At 64.0% G+C, this 23803-nt stretch carries 21 protein-coding genes; 19 read left to right on the top strand and 2 right to left on the bottom strand.

Going from position 1 to position 23803, the window contains the following annotated elements; genetic code table 11:
- The first annotated feature begins 11 nt into the window (after window positions 1–11).
- The 5 genes from G471_RS0100175 (at window position 12) to aroG (ending at window position 7949) form a co-directional block, all read left to right on the top strand.
- Window positions 12–3881, top strand: coding sequence for a YhdP family protein (locus tag G471_RS0100175; RefSeq protein ID WP_157272413.1), 3870 nt, complete (start codon window positions 12–14; stop codon window positions 3879–3881).
- A complete protein-coding gene (locus tag G471_RS0100170) occupies window positions 3878–4687 on the top strand; it encodes a carbon-nitrogen hydrolase family protein (RefSeq protein WP_028993523.1) in 810 nt (269 codons plus the stop codon). The genes G471_RS0100175 and G471_RS0100170 overlap by 4 nt, the downstream gene beginning before the upstream one ends.
- Before the next feature lie 9 nt (window positions 4688–4696).
- Window positions 4697–6142 (top strand): metalloprotease TldD, encoded by a 1446-nt coding sequence (tldD, locus tag G471_RS0100165; RefSeq protein WP_028993522.1) that lies wholly within the window; start codon window positions 4697–4699, stop codon window positions 6140–6142.
- Window positions 6143–6172: 30 nt separating this feature from the next.
- Window positions 6173–6790, top strand: a complete 618-nt coding sequence (locus G471_RS0100160) for a c-type cytochrome (RefSeq protein WP_043420499.1) — start codon at window positions 6173–6175, stop codon at window positions 6788–6790.
- A gap of 67 nt (window positions 6791–6857) precedes the next feature.
- Window positions 6858–7949: a 3-deoxy-7-phosphoheptulonate synthase AroG gene (gene aroG / locus G471_RS0100155; RefSeq protein ID WP_028993520.1), complete on the top strand. Its 1092-nt coding sequence runs from the start codon at window positions 6858–6860 to the stop codon at window positions 7947–7949.
- Window position 7950: 1 nt separating this feature from the next.
- Here the strand turns inward: aroG and G471_RS0100150 are convergent, their stop codons facing one another.
- Window positions 7951–9114, bottom strand: a complete 1164-nt coding sequence (locus G471_RS0100150; protein ID WP_051295176.1) for a patatin-like phospholipase family protein — start codon at window positions 9112–9114, stop codon at window positions 7951–7953.
- Window positions 9115–9188: 74 nt separating this feature from the next.
- Here G471_RS0100150 and G471_RS0100145 point away from each other — a divergent pair, with 74 nt between their 5' ends.
- Window positions 9189–10019 carry a radical SAM protein gene (locus G471_RS0100145; RefSeq protein WP_028993518.1) on the top strand — a complete coding sequence of 277 codons (831 nt, stop codon included), beginning with the start codon at window positions 9189–9191 and terminating at the stop codon, window positions 10017–10019.
- 40 nt (window positions 10020–10059) lie between these two features.
- Here the strand turns inward: G471_RS0100145 and G471_RS0100140 are convergent, their stop codons facing one another.
- The gene (locus G471_RS0100140; RefSeq protein WP_028993517.1) at window positions 10060–10365 is read right to left on the bottom strand and encodes a helix-turn-helix domain-containing protein; all 306 of its coding nucleotides are present in this window, start codon (window positions 10363–10365) and stop codon (window positions 10060–10062) included.
- Between the two features lie 262 nt (window positions 10366–10627).
- Here G471_RS0100140 and G471_RS0100135 point away from each other — a divergent pair, with 262 nt between their 5' ends.
- From G471_RS0100135 to G471_RS0100075, 13 genes are all read left to right on the top strand, one after another.
- Window positions 10628–11074, top strand: a complete 447-nt coding sequence (locus G471_RS0100135; RefSeq protein WP_028993516.1) for a CBS domain-containing protein — start codon at window positions 10628–10630, stop codon at window positions 11072–11074.
- Between the two features lie 67 nt (window positions 11075–11141).
- Window positions 11142–12233 (top strand): chorismate synthase, encoded by a 1092-nt coding sequence (aroC, locus tag G471_RS0100130; protein WP_028993515.1) that lies wholly within the window; start codon window positions 11142–11144, stop codon window positions 12231–12233.
- A 54-nt stretch (window positions 12234–12287) separates the two neighbouring features.
- Window positions 12288–12551 (top strand): HP1242/YdcH family protein, encoded by a 264-nt coding sequence (locus G471_RS0100125; protein ID WP_028993514.1) that lies wholly within the window; start codon window positions 12288–12290, stop codon window positions 12549–12551.
- Window positions 12552–12591: 40 nt separating this feature from the next.
- Window positions 12592–13770: an MFS transporter gene (locus tag G471_RS0100120; RefSeq protein WP_028993513.1), complete on the top strand. Its 1179-nt coding sequence runs from the start codon at window positions 12592–12594 to the stop codon at window positions 13768–13770.
- Window positions 13771–13801: 31 nt separating this feature from the next.
- Window positions 13802–15208, top strand: a complete 1407-nt coding sequence (gene leuC, locus G471_RS0100115) for a 3-isopropylmalate dehydratase large subunit (RefSeq protein WP_028993512.1) — start codon at window positions 13802–13804, stop codon at window positions 15206–15208.
- A gap of 12 nt (window positions 15209–15220) precedes the next feature.
- On the top strand, window positions 15221–15436 hold the full coding sequence (locus G471_RS0100110; protein WP_028993511.1) for a hypothetical protein: 216 nt from the start codon (window positions 15221–15223) through the stop codon (window positions 15434–15436).
- Window positions 15436–16077, top strand: a complete 642-nt coding sequence (gene leuD / locus G471_RS0100105; RefSeq protein WP_028993510.1) for a 3-isopropylmalate dehydratase small subunit — start codon at window positions 15436–15438, stop codon at window positions 16075–16077. The genes G471_RS0100110 and leuD overlap by 1 nt, the downstream gene beginning before the upstream one ends.
- A 9-nt stretch (window positions 16078–16086) precedes the next feature.
- Window positions 16087–17142 (top strand): 3-isopropylmalate dehydrogenase, encoded by a 1056-nt coding sequence (gene leuB / locus G471_RS0100100; protein WP_028993509.1) that lies wholly within the window; start codon window positions 16087–16089, stop codon window positions 17140–17142.
- A gap of 52 nt (window positions 17143–17194) precedes the next feature.
- Window positions 17195–18328 carry an aspartate-semialdehyde dehydrogenase gene (gene asd / locus G471_RS0100095; protein ID WP_028993508.1) on the top strand — a complete coding sequence of 378 codons (1134 nt, stop codon included), beginning with the start codon at window positions 17195–17197 and terminating at the stop codon, window positions 18326–18328.
- 154 nt (window positions 18329–18482) lie between these two features.
- Window positions 18483–21647 (top strand): motility hub landmark protein FimV, encoded by a 3165-nt coding sequence (locus G471_RS16225; protein WP_169720475.1) that lies wholly within the window; start codon window positions 18483–18485, stop codon window positions 21645–21647.
- A gap of 51 nt (window positions 21648–21698) precedes the next feature.
- On the top strand, window positions 21699–22304 hold the full coding sequence (locus G471_RS0100085; RefSeq protein WP_028993506.1) for a CbiQ family ECF transporter T component: 606 nt from the start codon (window positions 21699–21701) through the stop codon (window positions 22302–22304).
- The gene (truA, locus tag G471_RS0100080; RefSeq protein ID WP_028993505.1) at window positions 22301–23089 is read left to right on the top strand and encodes a tRNA pseudouridine(38-40) synthase TruA; all 789 of its coding nucleotides are present in this window, start codon (window positions 22301–22303) and stop codon (window positions 23087–23089) included. Before G471_RS0100085 ends, truA begins: the two co-directional genes overlap by 4 nt.
- Complete coding sequence (locus G471_RS0100075) at window positions 23086–23721, top strand: phosphoribosylanthranilate isomerase (protein WP_028993504.1); 636 nt, start codon at window positions 23086–23088, stop codon at window positions 23719–23721. Before truA ends, G471_RS0100075 begins: the two co-directional genes overlap by 4 nt.
- The last annotated feature ends 82 nt before the right edge of the window (window positions 23722–23803 follow it).

Here is a 23803-nt window from a genome sequence, read left to right as displayed (position 1 = left end):
CGACGCGACGCTTGAGTAATCCGTCCAGCCACCCCATTCCCGAACTTTCCCCGGATTCGCGCCGGGCACTGTACTACCGGCTGCATGGCTTGCGTGCCTTGCTCGGCCGGCCCTGGGTCGCGCGTGCGCTGCGGCTGGCCGGCTGGCTGGTGCTGGCCAGTTGGTTGCTGTTCGTGGCGCTGGTGCTGGCCCTGCGTTTCGTCATCCTGCCATCGGTGGCCGACTACCGGGGCGAGATCGAAGGGCTGGCCAGCCAGGCGGTTGGTCAGCCGGTGCGGATTGCGCGGATTGAGGCGCATTGGCGCGGGCTCAATCCCGAACTGGTCCTCGACGGCGTCTCACTGCTCGACGCCGACGGCCAGCCGGCACTGACGCTTGAGCGTATCGATACCGTCCTCTCCTGGCACAGCCTGTGGCAGTTCCAGCCGGTCTTGGCGTTATTGTCCTTCGACCGACCGGTGCTGCATGTCCGGCGCGATGTCGACGGGCGAATCCGTGTTGCCGGGATGGCTTCAGACGACGGCGGTGATCCGGCTTTCGCCGAGTGGGTGCTGGACCAGTTACGCATCCGTGTCCATGACGCCACCATCGTCTGGGAGGATGCCCTGCGCGGGGCGCCGCCGCTGGTGCTCGAAGACCTCCAGTTCGGCCTGGACAACCGGGGGCGGCGACACCGGTTCGGGCTGTCGGCCTTGCCGCCGGCGGAACTGTCGACGCGCATCGATCTGCGTGGCGAGGTGTATGGGGATATGCACGAGGCGCTTGAGCATTACTCGGGCAGTCTGTATCTGGAAGTCGATCGCGCCGATCTGGCCGGCTGGCAGCCGTGGATCGATTACCCGGTATCCCTGCCGCGTGGTCGCGGTGGTTTGCGTCTGTGGGGGAAACTGGCCGAGGGCAACGGCAAACTGACTGCCGATCTGGCCCTGGCCGACCTCAGCGTCCGCCTCGGCGAGCAACTGCCGGTCCTCGATCTGTCGGCAATGCGTGGGCGCCTGCTTGGTGAATACCGCAGTGATGCCTGGGCGGTGACGGCGCAGAAGCTCGAATTGCAGACCAGCGACGGGGTGCACGTTGCGCCGACGGATTTTCATGTGGATTGGCGCAATCTGCCGGGCGGGATCAATGGCAATCTGCGCGCCAATCGCCTCGATCTCGCGGTACTGGCCCAGCTGGCTGGCCACCTGCCGCTCGATGCGCGTAGCCGGGAACTGTTGCAGGCTTATGCGCCGCAAGGCCGGATCAGCGACCTGCGGGCCAGTTGGGGCTTGCAGGGCGACAAGCTGACGCGTTATGCCCTGGCTGCAGGCTTCTCCGGCCTGGGCGTGCAGGCTCAGGACTATTTTCCCGGGGCGCTCGGTCTGGCCGGCAGCATCGACTTGAGCGAGAAGGGCGGGCGGGTGCAGATCGATGCGGCGCAGTCCTCGCTGTCCTTGCCGGCTGTGTTTCCCGAGCCGGATATCGCCTTCGACACGCTCAAGGCGCGGGTCGGCTGGAAGAACACGCCGGCGGCACTCGAGGTCGCCATCGAGGAGGTGCTGTTCTCCGGTCCGGACGCCACCGGCAAGGCTCAGGGCAAATATCGTTTCAATGGCGACGGGCCGGGCGAGATCGATCTCGAAGCCAGCATCGAGCGGGCCAACGGCAACGCGGTGTGGCGCTACATGCCGCACGCGGTCAATCGTGATGCCCGGGAATGGCTACGGCGCGGCATCACTGGTGGTACTGCCCACGACGCCCGGCTGGTGCTCAAGGGCAATCTGCACGATTTCCCGTTCCGCGATCCGGCCACCGGCAAATTCCTGGTGACCGCCAAGGCGCGTGATGCGCGGATCGACTATGCCGATGGCTGGCCAGTCATCGAAGGGGTCAGTGGCGACATGAGCTTCGATTTCGGCATGCGCGTTCATGCGACCGCCGGCCGCATTCTGGGCGCCGAGTTGCCGGATGTGACGGTGGTCATTCCTGATTTTGACGTCGAAGACGAGGTGTTGCTGGTGCGCGGTGCGGCGACCGGTCCGACCAGCGAATTTCTCGATTTCATCGAGCGCAGTCCAGTGGCTGCCAGTATCGATCACTTTACCGAAGGCATGCGTGCCGTCGGCAACGGCCGTCTTGATCTCGAGCTCGATATTCCCTTGCGGCGCCCGCTGGAAACGCGGATGCGCGGGGCCTACCATTTTCACGATAATCAGGTGCATCTGGTCGAGGGGCTGCCGACGATCACGCAGGTCAATGGCCGGCTGGATCTGACCGACAGATCGATATCGGCCACGGAAATCACCGGCCGTGGATTTGGCGGGCCGTTGCGGGTCAAGGTCGGTAGCGAAGGCGGCAAGGTTCTGGTCAGTGCCGCCGGCACCGCCGGAATCGTCGAGGTGGCAAGGCATTTCGGCTGGCCGCTGCTCGATCAACTCGCCGGAAGCACGCCCTGGAAGGCCGACCTGGTCATCCATCGTCGCAATGCCTACGTGCTGGTGACCTCGGATCTGCTCGGTATCAGTTCGCCCTTGCCCGACCTGCTCAACAAGTCGGCGACAACCCGCCTGCCATTGCGTATCGAGCGGACGGCACCAGCCCCGGATAGCGAGCAATACCGGATCAGCCTCGGCGATGTGGCCCGCGGCGTGATTCAGCGTCAGGGTGGCAAATGGACCCGAGGAGCGTTTGCCCTGGGGGCGGCTGAGGCTGTCCTGCCCGCCAGTGGGCTGGATGTTCGTGTGGCGATGCCCAGAATCGATGGCGATGCCTGGCGCGCTTATCTTCCCGAAGGCGATGGGGCGGCCGAAAGTGCCTTGCCACTGTCGTCCCTCAGCTTGCGCACGCCGCTGCTACGTCTGTTCGGCGGCGACTATCATGAAGTCGAACTCGGCCTGGTGCCGCAGGCGCAATCCTGGAAGATCGACCTGAAAACGCGCGAGTCGGCCGGTAGCCTGGTCTGGCGCAGTGCTGGCGACGGTTGGGTGGAGGGGCGGCTGCAAAAATTGCATCTGCCTCAATCAGCGGGTGGGGGAAGCTCATCGTCGTCGGTCATCGACAGCCTGCCGGGCATGAATCTGCAGGTCGATGACCTGCGTCTGGGCAACAAGTTGCTCGGCCAACTTGAGTTGCGGGCGCGTAATCTACGCGGGGCCTGGTTGCTGGAGAAACTGCGACTGAGCAACGCAGACGGAGAACTGGCCGGTAGTGGTCGGTGGACGCGCGGTCAGCGTCAGCGTACCGATCTCGACTTCGAACTGACGGCCAACGATATCGGCAAGCTGCTGACCCGGCTTGGCTACGAGGACGCGGTCCGCCAGGGCAAGGCCCGGCTGGCCGGTAGCCTGCGCTGGAATGGACCATTGACTGACCTGCATTACCCGTCGCTGAGCGGCGAACTTGAGGTCAAGGCGGAAAAAGGGCAGTTCAACAAGCTCGAACCCGGGGTTGGTCGTCTGCTCGGCCTGATTTCGCTGCAATCGCTGCCGCGCCGCTTGACGCTGGATTTTCGCGACCTGTTCAGCGAAGGGCTGGCCTTTGACAGCATCGAAGGCAAGCTGGCGGTCGAAGCCGGCATGATGCGCACGCTCAGCCCCCTGATGATCAACGGGCCGGCGGCGCAGGTGGCGATCGAGGGCAGTACCGACCTGAAGCAGGAAACCCAGGATCTGCGTGTGGGTGTACGGCCGGAGGTCAGTACCCTGGCCATCGGTGCGGCGGCGCTGGTCAATCCAGTGGCCGGCGCGGCGGCGCTGGTTGCCAATACCGTGCTCAAGAACCCGCTCAGCCGAGTGTTCAGCTACCGTTATCATGTCACCGGGAGCTGGAGCGATCCGCAGGTGGAAAAACTCGGCCTGGGCGAGGAAAAGGCGCCGGCCAACGTACAGGAAAAGAAACCATGAATCCGCAGAATTGCCGTATCGCCGCCTTGCAGATGGTCTCCGGGCCGCGCGTCGCCGACAATCTGGTGGTGGCCGGACGTCTGGTCGAGGACGCTGTCGCGCAGGGCGCGCAGCTGGTCGTCCTGCCTGAATATTTTCCGGTCATCGGCGCCGTCGATGCCGACCGCGTCCGTGCCCGCGAAGCCTTTGGCCAGGGGCCGATCCAGGACTGGCTGGCGCAGACCGCGCAGCGTCACGGCATCTGGGTGTTTGCCGGCTCGATTCCGCTGACGGCCAGCGTCCCGGACAAGATGCGCAACAGCAGCCTGGTGTTCAATCCGCAGGGCGAATGCGTCGCCCGCTACGACAAGATCCACCTGTTCGGCTTCCGCAAGGGCGACGAGTCCTACGATGAAGCCGCCTTCATCGAAGCCGGCGATACGCCGGTCGCGGTAACGACACCGTTCGGGCGTGTGGCTCTGTCGATCTGCTACGACCTGCGTTTCCCCGAGCTCTACCGCAGCCTCGGCGCGGTTGACCTGATCCTGATGCCGGCGGCGTTTACCGAAACCACCGGTCGCGCGCACTGGGAAATCCTGTTGCGCGCCCGCGCCATCGAGAACCAGTGTTACCTGCTGGCCGTCGGCCAGGGCGGGCGCCACGAAAGCGGTCGCTTGACCCACGGCAACAGCATGATCGTCGACCCCTGGGGCGAAATTCTCGACCGTAAATTGAAAGGGCCGGGCGTCGTCATCGCCGACCTCGACCACCAACGCATTGCCGAAGTCCGCGAGAGCCTGCCGGCGCTCGCCCACCGCAAACTATAAGGACGTTCCATGAGCCAACCCAACGCGCTGGCGCAAGCCGAATCCCTGCTGCTGACGCCTTTCTCCCTGAGCGAAACCGACCTGTCGCGGACCTTTGGGCAGATCATGGCGCATCAGGTCGATTACGCCGATCTCTACTTCCAGTATTCGCGCTCCGAGGCCTGGAGTCTCGACGAGGGCATCGTCAAATCGGGCAGCTTCAATATCGATCAGGGGGTCGGTGTGCGTGCCCTGTCCGGCGAGAAGACGGCCTTTGCCTACTCCGACGACATCAGCGCTGCTGCGCTCGGCGACGCGGCCAGTGCGGTGCGTGCCATTGCCGCTGCCGGCCAGTCCGGCGTACTGCCGGCGCTGCGCGCCTCGGCCGGCGCCCGCGCGCTCTACCTGCCGAACGATCCGCTGGCATCGCTGCCGGCGGACGCCAAGGTCAAACTGCTCGAACGCCTGGAAGGCTTCGCCCGGGCGCTCGATACCCGTGTCCAGCAGGTCAATGCCTCGCTCGCCGGCGAGTACGAGGTGATCCTGGTCGCCGGTTCCGACGGCCGGCTGGCCGCCGACATCCGGCCGCTGGTGCGTTGTTCGATCTCGGTCATCGTCGAGGAAAACGGCCGGCGCGAGCAGGGCGCCTCGGGCGGCGGTGGGCGGTTCGACTTCGGCTATTTCAACGACGAGGTGCTGCAGCGTTACGCCAGCGAAGCGGTGCACCAGGCGGTCACCAACCTGCGCGCCGAAGCGGCGCCGGCCGGGCAGATGACCGTCGTTCTTGGTTCCGGCTGGCCCGGCATCCTGCTGCACGAAGCCGTCGGCCACGGCCTCGAGGGTGATTTCAACCGCAAGGGCAGCTCGGCCTTTTCCGGGCGCATCGGCGAACGCGTTGCCGCCAAGGGCGTCACCGTCATCGACGACGGCACCATCGCCGACCGGCGTGGTTCGCTGAACATCGACGACGAGGGCAACCCGACCCAGCGCAACGTGCTGATCGAGGACGGCATCCTCAAAGGTTACATGCAGGACAGCCTGAATGCCCGCCTGAGCGGCGTCGCCCCGACCGGCAACGGCCGCCGCGAGTCCTTCGCCCACCTGCCGCTGCCGCGCATGACCAACACCATGATGCTGGCCGGCGAGCACGATCCGCAGGAAATCATCGCCTCGGTCAAGAAGGGCATCTACGCCGCCAACTTCGGCGGCGGTCAGGTTGATATCACCAGCGGCAAGTTCGTCTTCTCGATGAGCGAGGCCTACCTCATCGAGGATGGCAAGGTGACCCGGCCGATCAAGGGTGCGACGCTGATCGGCAATGGCCCGGACGCGCTGACCCGGGTGTCGATGATCGGTAACGACCTGCGCCTCGACCCCGGTGTCGGCACCTGTGGCAAGGAAGGGCAGAGCGTCCCGGTCGGCGTGGGGCAGCCAACGCTGCGAATCGATGGACTGACGGTGGGCGGGACGGCATAATTCCGCATTGTCATTTTCCGGAGTCAAGTCATGCGCGTGATCCTGTTTCTGGCCACTCTGCTGGCGAGCGGTCCCTTGTTCGCCCAGTCGGCGGCTCACGAGCGCATGAAGGCCCTGCAGGCCGATCCGGCCACGCTCCAGGCAGCAGTTGTTGCCGGCAAGAAGGCGAGCTTTTTCTGCGCCAATTGCCATGGTGAAAACGGCGTTGCCAAGACCAGCGACGTGCCGAATCTGGCCGGTCAGCATCCCGCTTACCTGCTCGAACAGATTCGCAAGTTCGGTGCCGGCGAGCGCAAGGATGCATTCATGGAAGGCCTGATCAAGGTCCTCAACAACGAGGAGCGTGCCCAGATCGCCCTCTATTACGCCAGCGTCACGGTTCCGCCCTCCAAGGCCGATGTCAGCCAGATCGCCCATGGCAAGGTCCTCTTCGACAAGCTGTGTGCCCGCTGCCATGGCGCAGATGCTCGCGGCAGCGAACTCTATCCGCGGCTGGCCGGCCAGCAGCAGCCTTACCTGAAGAAGTCGATCACTCACTATCGTGACGGTACCGGCGTGCGCAACAATCAACTGATGAGGATTGCCACCGCGCCGTTGAAGAACGAAGACATCGTTTCCCTCTCGCATTACCTGACGCAACTGCCGTGAAGCCGTAGCGCCTTGCCTTCCGGTAGAATGGCCGATCTTCGGCAATTTCTACTGGATGGTTCAGGACATGGCAGCGAACAGCACGGCTACGGGTAAACCGGTCACCGACGACGTACGGATCAGGGAAATCAAGGAACTGGTACCACCGGCCCACGTTTTCCGCGAATACCCGGCTTCCGGGCGCGCCGCGCAGACGACCTATGCCGCCCGCCAAGCCATCCACCGTGTTCTGCACGGTGCTGACGACCGCCTGCTGGTGGTCATCGGCCCCTGTTCGATCCACGACTACGATGCAGCGATGGAGTACGCCAAGCGTCTCGCCCGCGAGGCGGATAAGTATGCCGACGACCTGATCGTCGTCATGCGCGTGTACTTCGAGAAGCCGCGCACCACGGTCGGCTGGAAGGGGCTGATCAACGACCCGCGCCTCGACAATACCTTCCGTATCAACGAAGGCATCCGCCTGGCGCGGCGCATCCTGCTCGAGATCAACGAACTCGGCCTGCCCTGCGCGACCGAGTTCCTCGACACGATCACCCCGCAATACACGGCCGACCTGATTGCCTGGGGCGCCATCGGTGCCCGTACCACCGAATCGCAGGTGCACCGCGAACTGGCTTCCGGGCTGTCGTGTCCGGTCGGCTTCAAGAACGGCACCGACGGCAACATGCGGATCGCGGTCGACGCCATCCGTTCGGCTAATTCGCCGCACCACTTTCTGTCGGTGACCAAGTCCGGCCATACCGCCATCGTGTCCACGATGGGCAACGAGGACTGCCACGTCATCCTGCGCGGTGGCAAGGAGCCCAACTACGACGCCGCCAGCGTCGATGCAGCCTGCCAGGAAATCGCCAAGGCCGGTCTGGCGGCGCGACTGATGGTCGATTTCTCGCACGGCAACAGCCGTAAGCAGTACAAGCTGCAGATGGAGGTCTGCGACAGCGTCGCCGCTCAGCTTTCCGCCGGCGAGGAGCGGATCATGGGGGTCATGGTCGAGTCGCATCTGGTCGAGGGGCGTCAGGACCTGTCGCCGGAAAAGCCGCTGACCTATGGTCAGAGCATCACCGACGCCTGCATCCACTGGGATGACAGCCTGCTCGTGCTTGAGCGCCTGGCCGCCGGCGTTCGCGCCCGGCGTCTGGTCGAGGCCGGCCAGTAAGCTACAGTTCGAGGAAATCGCCGACTTCGCCGGCCCGGGCCAGCGTGTCGGCGTAACCGAGGTCGATCAGTTTGCGGGTGAAGGGCTTTTCGAACAGCAGGTAGCTGGTCAGTGCGCCGCCGCGCCGGTTCATCGCGCCGATCCCGCCAAGCAGGAGCTTGATCGGCCAGGGTAACGTGTGGGCGTGTTCGGCGGCGATCCGGTCGATACGCTCGGAGGGCGAAATGACCAGGGTGTCGATCGGCCGCAGCTTGATTCCCGACGCCTGCCGCAAATCCTCCGGAATCGCCGACAAGGTACGGTTGATGCGCTCGACACGTTCAATGTCCACCGCCAGCCCGTCAAGGAAGATGCTCGACAGCGCATGGCCGGCAATCTGGGCGAGCGAAGGGTAGTCGTCGGTGTGCAGCCGCTCCCGATGTTCGTCGCGACGCGGCGCGCCAACGATCAGCAGGCGTTCGGCACCGAGGTGGATGGCCGGCGACAAGGGGGCGATCTGACGCATCGAGCCGTCGCCGAAGTATTCGCGATTGATCCGCGTCGCCGGGAAGATGAAGGGAATGGCGCTGGAGGCCAGCAGGTGGCCAATGCTCAGTTCGGTCTTGACGCCGATGCGCTGCGAGCGGTGCCAGGGTTGGGCATCGGTCGCAGCCTGAAAGAAGTTGATGTGTTGTCCCGAGTCGTAGCCGGAGGCGGAAATACTGATCGCGTGCAAGGCGCCGCGACGGATCGCGCGGTCGATGCCGGCCAGGTCCATGTTCCGGTGCAGCAGCGAATGCAGGGGAGAGTTGTCGAGTAGCGAGCGCGGTGGCCGGCCGAGTAGCCAGCCGAAAGCCAGTGCCGACAGCCAGCGCGCGCCGGCCGCGCCGACGCCGATCGGGTCGGTGCGATAGATGTCGCCGGCCTTCATGTTGCGCCAGAAACTGGCCAGGGTGGTGACCGCCCGGCCGAAGTTGTCGGCCTGGCAGGCCAGGCCGACGGCATTGATGGCGCCGGCGGAGGTGCCGCAGATGATCGGGAAGGGATTGCGTCGCCGCTGCTTGCCGGCCAGTTTGCTGACCGCCAGCAGAACGCCGACCTGGTAGGCGGCGCGAGCCCCGCCACCTGTCAGCACCAGTGCCGTCGAGTTGCCGCCGGGGCGCACGGTCGGTGCGGGTTCGTTCATGCGAGTGCCTGACTGCGGTGGATTGGCATGGGCAAGGGGTTCGCCGTTGGACCGCCCGATTATACAATGCAGGCATGCTTACCACCGTTGATCACAGCCGCGACAGCGCCGGCCTCCGCTACGTTTATCCGGTCGTTTCCCGACGTGCCGGTGGGGTCTCGGTGGGCGTCAATCTCAATCCGAACAATGCCTGCAACTGGGCCTGCGTCTATTGCCAGGTCGAGGGGCTGAGCCGCGGCGGGCCGCCGCCGATCGACCTGGATCTGCTGGCGGGCGAGTTGTCGGGCTTCCTGCAGGCGGCGATTGATGGCGATTACCTGTCCCGTCATGCGCCACCCGAAGCGCGTCGCCTGGTCGACGTCGCCTTTTCCGGCAATGGCGAGCCGACCTCGGCGGCCGAGTTTGCCGCCGCCGTCGATGTGGTCGGGCGCATCGTCGAGCGTCTGGTGCCGGGCTTGCCGGTGCGTCTGATCACCAATGGCAGCCTGGTCCACCGCCCGGGCGTGCAGGACGGGTTGCGCCGCCTGTCCGAACTGGCGGGCGAGGTCTGGTTCAAGCTTGATCGGGCACTGGCGGACGAGATTGCCCTGGTCAATGAGATTCCCGGTTCGCCGGAAAAGGCGGCGCGCAATCTAGAAATCTGTGCGGGTCTGGTGCGCACCTGGGTGCAGACTTGCTGGTTCGCCTTCGATGGGCAGGCGCCCGCGAAAGAATCGGCCGATGCCTATTGCCGCTTGTTGCAACCGCTGGCCGGCAAACTCGCCGGCGTCCATCTGTACGGGCTGGCACGGCCGTCGATGCAGCCGGCGGCACCGCGCCTGAGCGCCCTGCCGGCGGCCGTCATGCAGCAATTCGCCGCGCAGATCGAAAAAGAAACGGGCCTCAAGGTGATCGTCTCACCCTGAGGCCCGCTGCGGCTGCCGTGCCCCGTTGCCGGGGCGTCAATCAGGCGGCCTTCTTGGCGTGGTTGCGCGCCGACTTCTTCAGCGACTTGTACAGCTCCGGCTCCTGGGCCTTGAGGTACTCGACCACTTCCCAGTCATCGCGCTTGATGGTGCGGATGTCGATCTGCTCGACGTGAACCAGGCGCAGCAGTTCGCGAACCGGCTTCGGCATGTTGCGGCCGCTCTCGTAGCGGGAGCCGCCGCTCTGGGTAACGCCCAGTGCCGACCAGAATTGTTGCTGGTTCAGGCCCAGCTTGCGGCGAATCTCGCGGGCGTCGATTTTTTCGATGGTTTTGACGGAAGTCATGGAAATCTCTCCTATGCAATAAATGTATTCGTATCTGACCGTCTTAAACAGGTATTACTTAGGTCATATGACGAATTCTATATAGGCCTATGACGTTCGGCAAGTGGTAAAGCCATAAATTTTGTTAAATACGTCGATAGTTTCTTTCTTTTGTCTGTCATTCCCGACGGCGGCTGCCGGGCGGCAGGCGCAAGTCCTTTGCGAAACGCCCGCCTTAATCTAAGATCGTCGCAAAGCGCACTGCGCAATCAAGGAGAGAACAATGCAGGTCAAGGAAATCCTCCGCGTCAAGGGCGGCGCACTGTATACCGCGACACCGGGGCAGTCGCTGGCTTCGGCCATCGCGACGATGGCCGACCTGGACGTCGGTTCGCTGGTGGTCATGGACGAGGGGCGCATGGTCGGTATCGTCACCTTCCGTGAAGTGCTCAAGGCACTTAAGGCGGCAGGCGGGCAGGGAACCGATCTGCCGCTCGGTGACGTCATGATTGCAGATCCGGTGATTGCCTACCCCGACATGGAAGCCAACGACCTGCGCCGGTTGATGATAGAAAAGCACTCGCGCTACCTGCCGGTCGTCGATAACGGACAGTTGCTCGGCGTGATTTCCTTCCTCGACGTGGCCAAGGCTGTGCTTGAGGAGCAGGGCCTGGAGAACGCGCTGCTCAAGAACTACATCAAGAACTGGCCGGAAGAAACGGCGGCCTGAGTCCTGCGGGCGGGCGGCAAGGGGGCGGCGTGGTACACTCCGCCCTCCTCAAATATGGTGTGATTTCATGTCCGGCAATACCTTCGGCACCCTGTTTACGGTGACTTCCTTTGGCGAGTCGCATGGTCCGGCAATCGGTTGTGTCGTCGATGGCTGCCCGCCGGGGCTGGCGCTCTGCGAAGCCGACATCCAGGCCGAACTCGACCGGCGCAAGCCGGGCACCTCGCGGCATGTGACCCAGCGCCGCGAGCCGGATACCGTCGAAATCCTGTCCGGGGTGTTCGAGGGCAAGACCACCGGCACGCCGATTGCGCTGCTGATCCGCAACCAGGACCAGCGCAGCAAGGATTACGGCAACATCGCGACGACCTTCCGTCCCGGTCACGCCGATTACACCTATACCCAGAAATACGGTTTCCGCGACTATCGCGGCGGCGGTCGTTCGTCGGCGCGCGAAACGGCGGTCCGCGTCGCTGCCGGGGCGATTGCCCGCAAGTGGCTGAAGGAACGCTACGGCGTCAGCATCCGCGGCTGGATGAGCGCGCTCGGGCCGATCGAGATTCCTTTCGTCAGCGCCGACGACATCGACGGCAACGCCTTCTTCGCGCCCAATGCCGCGCTCGTGCCGACACTGGAAAGCTACATGGACGACCTGCGCAAGTCGCTCGATTCGGTCGGCGCGAAGATAACCGTGACCGCCGACGGTGTGCCGCCGGGCTGGGGCGAGCCGGTGTTCGACCGGCTCGACGCCGAGATTGCCTACGCGATGATGGGCATCAACGCGGTCAAGGGTGTCGAGGTCGGCGACGGTTTTGCGTCGGTCGCCCAGAAGGGCAGCGAGCACGGCGACGAGATGACGCCGCAGGGTTTTGCCAGCAACCACGCTGGCGGCGTGCTCGGCGGTATTTCGACCGGCCAGCGGATTGTCGTCAACATGGCGATCAAGCCGACCTCGTCGATTGCCCAGGCGCGCCGTTCGGTCGATGTCGACGGCAACGCGGTCGAGGTGGCGACCCAGGGGCGCCACGATCCCTGTGTCGGCATCCGGGCGACGCCGATTGCCGAAGCGATGCTGGCGCTGGTGCTGATCGATCATGCCTTGCGCCACCGGGCGCAGTGCGGCGACGTCGTGTGCACGACGCCACGCCTGCCGGGCTGAGATTTTCCACGGGCTGGCCATGGCGGCTGGCCGTGTCTACTGAAGGGGAGCATCATGCAGGTTGACCATCACGATCTTCTCAGCGAATTCCCGGAGTTCGCCGATGCCATCACCGCCCTCAAGGCGGGCAATGCCTTGTTCTCGCGTCAGCTCGCCAGCTACAACCGGCTGACCGGCAAGGTCGAGGATCTGGAAGCGCACGACATGCCGGTTGCCGATTTCACGCTGGAAGACATGAAGAAACAGCGGGTCAAGCTCAAGGACGAGCTCTATCACATGCTGCTGGCCTTCCGTGCCGGCCAGCAGTCGGTTGGCTGAACTGCGCGCCGCCCGGCGGCGCCGACGCTAGGAGCGCGGTATGCAAGCCCTGCCGCACTGGCGTCTGTCGGGCTATTACTTCTTCTATTTCGCCTTCATCGGCGCTTTCTCGCCGTATTTCGGGCTGTATCTCCAGTCGCTGAGTTTCTCGGCCTGGGACATCGGCCTGCTGATGTCGCAGATGCAGCTGATGCGCCTGTTCGGTCCCAATCTCTGGGGCTGGCTGGTCGATCACTTCGGCCATCGTCTGGCGGTCATCCGGCTGGCTGGGGCAGTTGGCCTGGCGGGCTTTCTCGCTTTCTTCTGGCTCGACCGCCTGCCTGGCATGCTGGTGGCGATGGCGGTGCTGGCCTTGTTCTGGAGCGCCGCGTTGCCGCTGGTCGAAACGCTGACCTTCGATCACCTGCGCGAGGAGCGCGGACGCTACGGCAATATCCGCTTGTGGGGGTCGGTCGGTTTCATCATCGCAGTGATGGGGACCGGCGCCTTGCTTGACTGGGTGGCGCCGGTCGGCGTGCTCTGGGTGTGCGCCTTCATCCTGCTCGGCATTCTGGTCTTTGCCTTGGTTCTGCCGGAAGCGCCCCTCCATTCAGCGACCGGCGAGGAAACACCGATCCGCGACATCCTGCGCCAGCCGCGGGTGCTGGCGCTGATGGGGGCGTGTTTTGCCATGTCGGCGGCGCATGGCGGTTTCTACGTGTTTTATTCGATCCACCTCAGCGGTCACGGTTATGCCAAGACGGCGGTCGGCCTGCTGTGGTCGCTCGGAGTGCTCGCAGAAATCGGCGTCTTCCTGTTGATGGCACGGATCGCCCGCCGCTACAGCCTGCGCGACATCCTGCTGCTGAGTTTTGCAGCGGCTGTGTTGCGTTTCCTGTTGATGGGCTGGGCGGTCGAGTCGGTGGCGGCGATGATCTTCGTTCAGCTGCTGCACGGCCTGACTTTCGGCGCTTATCATGCCGCCGCCATTGCCGCCGTGAACCAGTGGTTTCCGGGTAAGGCGCAGGGGCGCGGGCAGGCGCTCTATTCCAGCCTGTCCTTCGGTGCCGGCGGTCTGATCGGGGCCTTGGTCAGCGGCTGGGCCTGGGATGACTGGGGGGCCGGCTGGACTTTCTCGCTCGGATCGGTGTTCGCGTTGGCCGGTCTGCTGCTGGTCTGGCGCTGGGTGACGGCCGACACTGTGTTCCAGGCGGCAAAAACGCCCGATCCTGTGCAATAATTCAAGGCTTTACCGCACACTGCCAGGTCCCATGTCGAAGACACTTTACGACAAGCTGTGGGAGAACCATGTCGTCCATCAGGAAGCAGACGGCACGGCACTCCTCTATATCGATCGTCACCTCGTCCATGAAGTGACCAGCCCGCAGGCTTTCGAAGGCCTGAAACTGGCTGGCCGCAAGCCGTGGCGCGTTTCGTCCATCGTCTCGACCCCCGATCACAACACGCCGACCGATCACTGGGACGAGGGGATCAAGGACCCGATCTCCCGCCTGCAGGTTGAGACGCTGGACGCCAATATCCGCGAAGTCGGCGCACTCGCCTACTTCCCGTTCAAAGACCCGCGGATGGGCATCCTGCACGTCGTCGGTCCGGAAAACGGCGCCACGCTGCCAGGCATGACCGTCGTCTGCGGTGATTCGCACACCTCGACGCACGGCGCTTTCGCCTGTCTGGCACACGGCATCGGTACCTCCGAAGTCGAGCACGTGATGGCGACGCAATGCCTGGTGCAGAAGAAGTCGAAGACCATGCTGATCGCGGTCGAAGGCAAGCTCGGCAAGGGTGTTACCGCCAAGGACGTGGCGCTGGCCATCATCGGCGCCATCGGCACCGCCGGCGGCACCGGTTACGCCATCGAGTTCGGCGGCAGCGCCATCCGCAGCCTGTCGATGGAAGGCCGGATGACGCTGTGCAACATGGCCATTGAAGGCGGCGCCCGGATGGGCTTCGTCGCCGTCGACGACACCACGATCAACTACCTGAATGGCCGGCCGTTCTCGCCGCAGGGCGAAACCTGGGACAAAGCCGTCGCCTACTGGCGTACGCTGCATTCCGACCCGGGCGCGCAGTTCGATCGCGTGGTCACGCTCAAGGCCGAAGACATCCGGCCGCAGGTGACCTGGGGCACGTCGCCGGAAATGGTGGTCGGCATCGACGCTGTCGTTCCCGATCCGGCCAAGGAAGCCGATCCGGTCAAGCGCGAGGGCATGGAGCGTGCGTTGCAATACATGGGGCTCAACCCGAATACGCCGATTCAGAACATTGCCATCGACAAGGTTTTCATCGGTTCGTGCACCAATTCGCGGATCGAGGACCTGCGCCAGGCGGCTGCCGTGCTCAAGGGCCGTCATGTCGCCGCCAACGTCAAGCTGGCGTTGGCTGTGCCGGGCTCCGGGCTGGTCAAGCGCCAGGCCGAGGAAGAGGGCCTCGATAAAGTGTTCGTTGCTGCCGGTTTCGAGTGGCGCGAGCCGGGCTGCTCGATGTGTCTGGCGATGAACGCCGACCGTCTGGAGCCGGGCGAGCGTTGCGCCTCGACCTCGAACCGTAATTTCGAAGGGCGCCAGGGGCCGGGTGGGCGGACCCATCTCGTCAGCCCGGCGATGGCGGCGGCTGCGGCCATTGCTGGCCGTTTCGCCGATGTGCGGGACGTTCTCTGAGGAGTAATGACGATGCGTTTCCTGATGGTGGTTGTGTTGTGTTTCGGGATTGCTGCGTGCAATACCGCGCAAGGTGTCAAGAAGGACGTTGCGATCGGTGCCGAAAAGACCGGTGAGGCCCTGCAGAAGGGGGGCGAGGCCGTTGAAAGTGCCCTGCATAAGGGAGGGGAAGTTGTTGGCGGTGCGCTCAAAAAGGGTGGTGAAGCCGTGCAGAAGGTGGTGGACTGATGGATAAGTTTGTACGTCTCGAAGGGCTGGTGGCGCCGCTTGATCGCAGCAACGTCGATACCGACGCGATCATCCCGAAGCAGTTCCTCAAGTCGATCAAGCGTTCCGGCTTCGGTCCGAACGCCTTCGACGAATGGCGCTACATGGATGTCGGCCAGCCCGGCCAGGACAATTCGCAGCGCCCGAAGAACCCCAACTTCGTGCTCAACCAGCCGCGCTACCAAGGGGCCGAAGTACTGCTGACGCGCGCCAACTTCGGCTGCGGCAGTTCGCGCGAGCACGCGCCGTGGGCGCTGCTCGATTTCGGTTTCAAGGCGATCATCGCCGAGAGCTTTGCCGACATCTTCTTCAACAACTGCTTCAAGAACGGCATCCTGCCGATCATGCTGCCGGCTGCCGAAATCGAGGTGCTGTTCCAGCAGGTCGAGGCGACGCCGGGCTACAAGCTGGTTGTCGACCTGCCGGCGCAGGCGGTGGTCCGCCCCGACGGCCACGCCATTCCCTTCCAGGTCGATGCCTTCCGCAAGGAATGCCTGATCAACGGCTGGGACGACATCGGCCTGACCCTGCGTCACGCCGACAAGATCAAGGCCTTCGAAGAGAAGCGCCGCGTCGAGCAGCCCTGGCTGTTCGCCCAATAAGGAGAAAACATGAAGATTTGTGTGCTGCCGGGTGACGGCATCGGTCCGGAAATCACCGCCGAAGCGGTGCGGGTGCTCAATGCGCTCGACCTCAAGTTCGAAATGGAAACGGCGCTGCTTGGCGGCGGTGCGGTCGATGCGACCGGCAACCCGTATCCGGAAGCGACCCAGAAACTGGCACGCGAAGCCGATGCCGTGCTGCTCGGCGCCGTCGGCGGCCCGCAGTGGGACGGTTTGCCCCGTGAGCAACGCCCGGAGCGTGGCCTGCTCGGTATCCGCAAGGATCTCAACCTGTTCGCCAACCTGCGTCCGGCCATCCTCTACCCGGAGCTGGCCAATGCCTCGACGCTGAAGCCGGAAGTCGTTGCCGGGCTCGACATCCTGATCGTCCGCGAACTGACCGGTGACATTTATTTTGGCCAGCCGCGCGGCGTGCGCGAGGAAAATGGCGAGCGCGTTGGCTTCAATACCATGGTCTACAGCGAGTCGGAAATTCGCCGCATCGGCCATGTTGCCTTCCAGGCGGCGCAGAAGCGCAACAAGAAGCTGTGTTCGGTGGACAAGATGAACGTGCTCGAATGCACGCAGTTGTGGCGTGACGTGATGATCGAAATCGCCCACGACTACCCGGATGTCGAACTCAGCCACATGCTGGTCGACAACGCCGCCATGCAACTGGTCAAGGCGCCGAAGCAGTTCGACGTGATGGTCACGGGCAACATGTTCGGCGACATCCTGTCGGATGAGGCGTCGATGCTGACCGGTTCGATCGGCATGCTGCCGTCGGCCTCGCTCGACGACAAGAACAAGGGCCTGTACGAGCCCTCGCACGGCTCCGCCCCGGACATCGCCGGTAAAGGCGTGGCCAACCCGCTGGCCACCATCCTGTCGGCGGCGATGATGCTGCGTTACACCTTCGGCCTGGAAGAACAGGCACTGCGGGTGGAAAACGCGGTCAAAAAGGTGCTGGCCCAGGGCTATCGCACCGGCGACATCTACGAGCGCGGGACCAACAAGGTCGGGACGAAGGAAATGGGCGACGCCGTGCTGGCGGCGCTGGCGTAAACCAAAGCTGCGGTTCGCGCGTTAAACAAAGCTTGTATCTGGAGAGAGAGTCATGAAGAAGGTTGGTCTGGTCGGTTGGCGTGGCATGGTTGGTTCCGTGCTGATGCAGCGTATGGTCGAAGAGGGCGATTTCGCCTATATCGATCCGGTTTATTTCTCGACCTCCGCCGCTGGCGGCAAGGCACCGGTCTTCGGCGGCAAGGAAGCCTCGCTGCCGCTGCAGGATGCGTCCAACATCGATGCGCTGAAGGCCTGCGAAATCATCATCACCTGCCAGGGCGGCGACTACACCAAGGAAGTCTTCCCCAAGCTGCGCGCTGCCGGCTGGAACGGCCACTGGATCGATGCTGCCTCGTCGCTGCGCATGGCTGACGACGCCGTGATCATCCTCGATCCGGTCAACATGCACGTGATCAAGGATGCGCTGGCCAAGGGCGGCAAGAACTGGATCGGCGGCAACTGCACCGTTTCCCTGATGCTGATGGGCCTCGGTGGCCTGTTCCAGAACGATCTGGTCGAGTGGGCCACGTCCATGACCTACCAGGCCGCTTCCGGTGCCGGCGCGCAGAACATGCGCGAACTGATCAGCCAGATGGGCGTCATCCACGATTCGGTCAAGGACCTGCTGGCCGATCCGGCCTCGGCCATCCTCGACATCGATCGCAAGGTTGCCGAGACCATTCGTTCGGACAGCTTCCCGAAGAAGAACTTCCGCAACACGCCGCTGGCCGGCTCGCTGATTCCGTGGATCGACGTGCCGTACGAAAACGGCCAGTCCAAGGAAGAGTGGAAGGGCGGCGCCGAGTGCAACAAGATCCTCGGCAAGCCGGCTTTCCGTACGGCGGGTTCGATCCCGATCGACGGCCTGTGCGTACGCATCGGCGCGATGCGTTGCCACAGCCAGGCGCTGACCATCAAGCTGAAGAAGGACGTGCCGCTCGATGAAATCAGCGACATGCTGGCCAAGGCCAATCAGTGGGCCAAGGTCGTGCCGAACGATCGCGAGATTTCCGAGCGCGAGCTGACCCCGGCTGCCGTTACCGGCACGCTGACGGTGCCGGTCGGCCGTCTGCACAAGATGGCGATGGGCCCGGAGTACCTGGCTGCCTTCACCTGCGGCGACCAGTTGCTGTGGGGTGCCGCCGAACCGCTGCGGCGCATGCTGCGCATCCTGCTCGATGCCTGAACTCGGCATGATTAGCAAAAACGGGGCGATCTGCCCCGTTTTTTATTTGTTGGGTATATGCTGAAAGTCCGTAAATGAGAAGCGGGTTTAGCTTGCATTGCTAAGTCCATGATGTTAATTTGATTCTCCCAAGTTATACGCTCAGGGCATGGCCGTGACCGAGAACAATTCTTCCAAATTCAAGAAATGTGCGCTGGCGCTTGCCGTCGCTTCCTGTATGTCGCTTGCGACCACGGCCGCCGAAGCTGCCGGACTCGGGAAACTGACAGTTTTCTCCAGTCTGGGACAGCCGCTGAAGGCCGAGGTCGAGCTTTCGGCGACGGGGGAGGAGCTGGTTGGCATGAATGCCAGGTTGGCGCCGCCGGATATTTTCAAACAGGCTGGCGTGGAATACTCCTCGGCGCTGACCGACCTGCGCTTCGCGGTGGAGCGACGCAGTAACGGCAAATCGGTCCTGCGCGTGAGTTCAGCGCGTCCGGTCAATGAGCCCTTCCTTGATTTTCTGGTCGAGCTGACCTGGCCGGCCGGTCGCCTGGTTCGGGAATACACTTTCCTGCTTGATCCGCCGGAGTTTGCCAGCGGCCAGGGAATGCGTACCAGCGTCGATGCCAAGATCGTTGAAACCGTCAGGGGCGGTGGTGCCGCGCCTGAAACGGTGGCTCCGCCGCCCAAAAGAGCGGAAGTCGCCGCCGTGACTCCGGTTGCGAAGGCCCCGGAAAAGGCACCGGCTGGCGATTCCTCAACCCGGCTGGTCGAACGTGGCGATACCTTGCTGCGGATTGCCAATGAACGTCGTTACGCCAGCGTCTCGCTCGAGCAGATGCTGGTCGGTCTCTATCGCAACAACCGCGAAGCCTTCATCGAGAACGACATCAATCGTCTCAAGGCGGGTGTCATCCTGAACGTGCCGGATGAAGCCAGTGTTGCTGCCGTTTCCGAAAAGGAGGCGCGCGCTGTTTACGTGTCGGCCGGCGATTTTGCTGCCTACCGACGCAAGCTGGCAGCTGCGGCGGCCGAGGCGCGGGCTGAGTCGCCGGCGGCCCAGAGTGCCGCTGGCAAGATCACGCCCAAGGTCGAGGAGAAGACGCCGGCTGTCGATAGCGCACGCGATCAGGTCAAGGTGTCGCGCGCCGATGCTCCGGCTGGCACCGAGGTCGACCGCATTGCTGCCGACAAGGCGCTGCAGGAGTCGCAGGCGCGGGTGACGCAGCTTGAACGCAACCTGACCGAAATACAGAAGTTGCTGGAAATGAAGAACCAGCGACTTGCCGAACTGGAAAAGCCCGCGCCAGCAGTCGAGGCGGCCGTGCCTGAAACCAAGCCGGCCGAGACGCCGGTCGAGCCCGCCGCCCAGCAGGCTGCGCCAGCCACTGAAGCATCGACGACGCCAGCGCCAGCCGAGCCGGCTCAGCCTGCAGCGGCCGAGCCGCCGGCAGCTGAAACCAAACCGCCGGTCGCGCCGGCGCCGGTCGTTCCGGAAGCGCCTGTCGAGGAAGACTCCCTGCTCGACAATGCGCTGCCGCTGGCCGGTGGTGCTGCCGCGATTGCATTGTTGACCGGCCTTCTGCTCTATCGTCGTCGGCGCAAGCCGGATGCCCTCGGTGCTGAAACTACGGCTGCGCCGTCGCCATCCAGCCTCGGGCCGAATTCGGTATTCCGCATGACCGGTGGCCAGAGTGTCGATACCGCCAGCACGCCGCCGCATACCGGCGAGTTCAGCCAGGCGGGTCCGGGCACGATCGATACCGATGAAGTCGATCCGGTTGCCGAGGCCGATGTCTATATGGCTTACGGACGTGACGCCCAGGCTGAGGAAATCCTCCTCGAGGCGATGCAGAAAGATCCGAGTCGCTTGGCCATCCACGCCAAGCTGCTTGAAATCTACGCCAATCGTCGCAGCATCAAGCAATTCGAAACACTGGCCAGCGAGCTCTATGCGCAGACGGCAGGTGTTGGACCGGAATGGGAGAAGGTAGCGGCGCTGGGCGCCGAAATCGACCCCGAGAATCCTCTGTACGGCGGGGCTGCACAGTCCGCCAAACCGTCGCTTGCCAAATCCTTCGATGCCGATGCCACGCTGGTTGCCAGTACCGCAGCGGTAGCCGCCGCGACGGCCGCTGCCGCCACCCTGGATGTGCCGGAGCGCGTCGACTCCCCGGTGCAGACCAGTGCCGACGATGCGCTCGTTTTCGAGACGCCGACGTTTGCCGAACCGGAATTTGACACCGAACCCGAGCCGGCGCTTGAGCCTACATCGCCAATGGCCGCTGAATTTGCGGCTGCCGAACCGGCCGATGACGGGATGGCGCTGGACTTCGATCTCGGCAATGCCGCACCGGTGGCAGAGTTGACTGAAGAAGCCGGTGCAGCAGCCGAGGCGGAATTGAGCCTGTCCGTGCCGCGGCCGGCTGAGCCCTACGTCGATACCGTGGTCACCGGTGAGAGCACGCCGGACGCGCTCGACTTCGATCTGAGCGGCATGGTCGGCGGAGATTCCTCGCTTGGTGCTGTCGCGCTCGACGCCGAGCCGGAAGACAAGGGGCTCGATGCACTTGATCTGCCGCCGCTCGATGCCGCGGTTGAAGCCCCAGCGGCGACGGTCGAGGACGAGTTCGCTGCTGCTGATCCTGCCCACGACTTCTCGCCCGAGGGCACGCTGGTGATTTCCAATGCCGGTAACTTCGGACAAGCCGTGGATACCGGCGACTTCGCGCTGGACGAACTGCCAGAAGTTGAAGCGGGTGCTGTGTCAGTAGAGGAAATGCCGGAAGCCGACGACCTGGCGGCGCTGGTTTCGACCTCGGTAACGCCGGTGGTGGTAGAAGAAGATACGCCTGTCGAAGTTCCGGCAGAAGCGTCTAAGGTCGAAGCGGAAATTGCCGCCGAGCCCTTGACCATGGATGCGCCTGACCTGGTCAATACCATCGTCAATCCGATGGCCCTGGGCGCGGATGACATGGATTTCGACGTCAAGCTCTCCGACTCGGTCTTCCTGGGGCAGCCGATGATGCCTTCCGAGTTCGACATCGGCTCGATCAATCTGGATCTTTCCGCCGAACCCTCACCGACGGAAACCGAATCCGCTGATTTGCCGGAACCGGCTGGGTTGTCCCAGGCCAGTGCCGGTGCGGACGAAACCGCAGCAGAGGTTCATGACGCGCAATGGGAAGAGGTCAATACCAAGCTCGATCTGGCCAAGGCCTACGAGGAAATGGGCGACCTTGAAGGGGCGCGCGAGCTGTTGCAGGAAGTGCTGAACGAAGGTTCCGGCGACTTGGTCGAGCAAGCGCAGAGCATCCTGGGGCGCATTGGCGGGTAAAATCTGCTGATTGCGCCTGGCAAACGGCCCCGCAAGGGGCCGTTCGCATTTATGGAGTCGTATACCCTGCATCCCTCTGCTGCTGTCTTCCTGTGGTTTGCCGCCGTGCTCGCGGTTCAGTATCTGGCTTATCCCGGCCTGCTGCTGATTTCCGCCTGCCTGCTGCTGATCCCCGGGGTCGCCCGCCCGTGGTTTGCATTTACCCGACGTGCCCGCTGGTTGTTGCTCAGCCTGTGGCTGATCCTGGCCTATCACACGCCAGGGGAAGCCTATGCCGATATCGCCTGGGCGCCGACCTACGAGGGTATGGCCGAGGCCAATGTCCATGCCTTGCGCCTGATCGTGATGCTCGGTTGCCTGTCGTGCCTCTTCTCGCGCCTGGGGCGGGAAGGGCTGCTGGCCGGTCTGGCAGGGCTGCTGTTGCCGGCCTCGCGTCTGGGCTTCGACGGCGAACGCCTGGTCGTTCGGCTGTCGCTGGTCCTGGAGCGCCTGCAGCAGGCACAGGAAAAAGGTGCCTGGCGCAAAGTGTTGTCGGCTGGCGGTGAGATGCACGACGGCCCGAATGTGCTGAGTTTGCAGACGCAGGCATGGCTGAGACGTGACAGCCTGCTGGTGCTGGTGTCGACACTGGCCTTGCTGGGGGTGATGGCGTGGTGAGGATTGCGCTCGGCGTCGAGTACTTCGGTTCGCCCTTTCACGGCTGGCAGAGTCAGGCCGGCGGCGGCACCGTGCAGGATGCGCTGGAGGCTGCCCTGGCGAAGATCGCCGGCCAGCCGGTGGCGACCTTGTGTGCCGGCCGCACCGATGCCGGCGTGCATGCGACGCAGCAGGTCGTGCATTTCGACGCGCCGGTCGAGCGACCGCTGACGGCCTGGGTGCGCGGCGTCAATACGCATCTGCCGGACGGTGTCGCGGTGCGCTGGGCGCAGCCGGTGAGCGATGAATTCCATGCTCGCTTCAGCGCCCACGGCCGGCGCTACCGCTACTTGCTGCTCAACCGGCCGCAGCGGCCTGGCCTGTGGCAGGGACGGGTCGGCTGGTTCCACCTGCCGCTCGACCTGGCGGCGATGCAGGATGCTTGCAGTCGACTGCTTGGCGAGCACGATTTTTCGGCCTTCCGGGCGGCGCAATGCCAGGCCAAGTCGCCGGTCAAATTGATGATCGGCGCCAGCGTCCGCCAGCACGGGGCAATGTTCGTCTTCGATTTTGCCGCCTCGGCCTTCCTGCACCACATGGTGCGCAATCTGGTCGGCACGCTGGTTCATGTCGGTAAAGGCGCGCAGTCGCCGGACTGGGTCGATGCGCTGCTGCAGATGCGCGACCGGACGCAGGCGGCACCGACTTTCTCGCCGGACGGCCTGTATTTTCGCGGTCCGGTTTATGCGCCGGAATGGGGGCTGCCCGAACCGGCCGATGATTTTCTCGATGGATTGCTGACATGAAAACCCGCATCAAGATCTGTGGCCTGACCCGCGAAGCTGACGTGGATGCCGCCGTCGCCGCCGGTGCCGACGCCATCGGTTTCGTCTTCTACTCGCCCAGTCCGCGTTACGTGACGCCGGAACGGGCCGCCGAACTGGCGCGCCGGGTGCCGCCCTTCGTCGATGTGGTCGGCTTGTTCGTCAATGCCTCGGCTGAGGAAATCGGGGCGACCTGCGCCGCAGTGCCGCTCAATTTGCTCCAATTTCACGGCGACGAGGCGCCGGCGTTCTGCCGCAGCTTCGCCAGACCCTGGCTGCGAGCGGCGCGCGTGAGGCCGGGGCTCGATCTGGTAGAATTCGCGCGCTCGTATTCCGATGCGCGCGGTTTGTTGCTCGATGCTTTTGTCGAAGGCTATGGTGGTGGCGGTCACGTGTTCGACTGGACGCTGGTTCCGCCGGGCCTGCCGGGGCATCTGGTGCTTTCCGGCGGGCTGCACGCGGACAATGTCGGCGACGCGATCCGTCGGGTGCGACCGGTGGCGGTCGATGTCTCGTCGGGTGTCGAAGCGGGCAAGGGGATCAAGGATCACGACAAGATCGCCGCTTTTGTTGCTGCCGTTCGGGCAGCCGATGCGGCGATCGGCGAAGTTTAGGAAAATCATGCGGAAATCGGTGGGCGGTATCACCCGAACCTGTTGGCGGCGTCACCTGGCGAACCATCCCTGAAACGGGATC

This window comes from Azonexus hydrophilus DSM 23864, assembly GCF_000429605.1.
Classification (GTDB): Bacteria; Pseudomonadota; Gammaproteobacteria; order Burkholderiales; family Rhodocyclaceae; genus Azonexus; species Azonexus hydrophilus.
The sequence above is the reverse complement of the archived record's forward strand: the minus strand, read 5'-3'. Positions and strand labels throughout refer to the sequence as shown.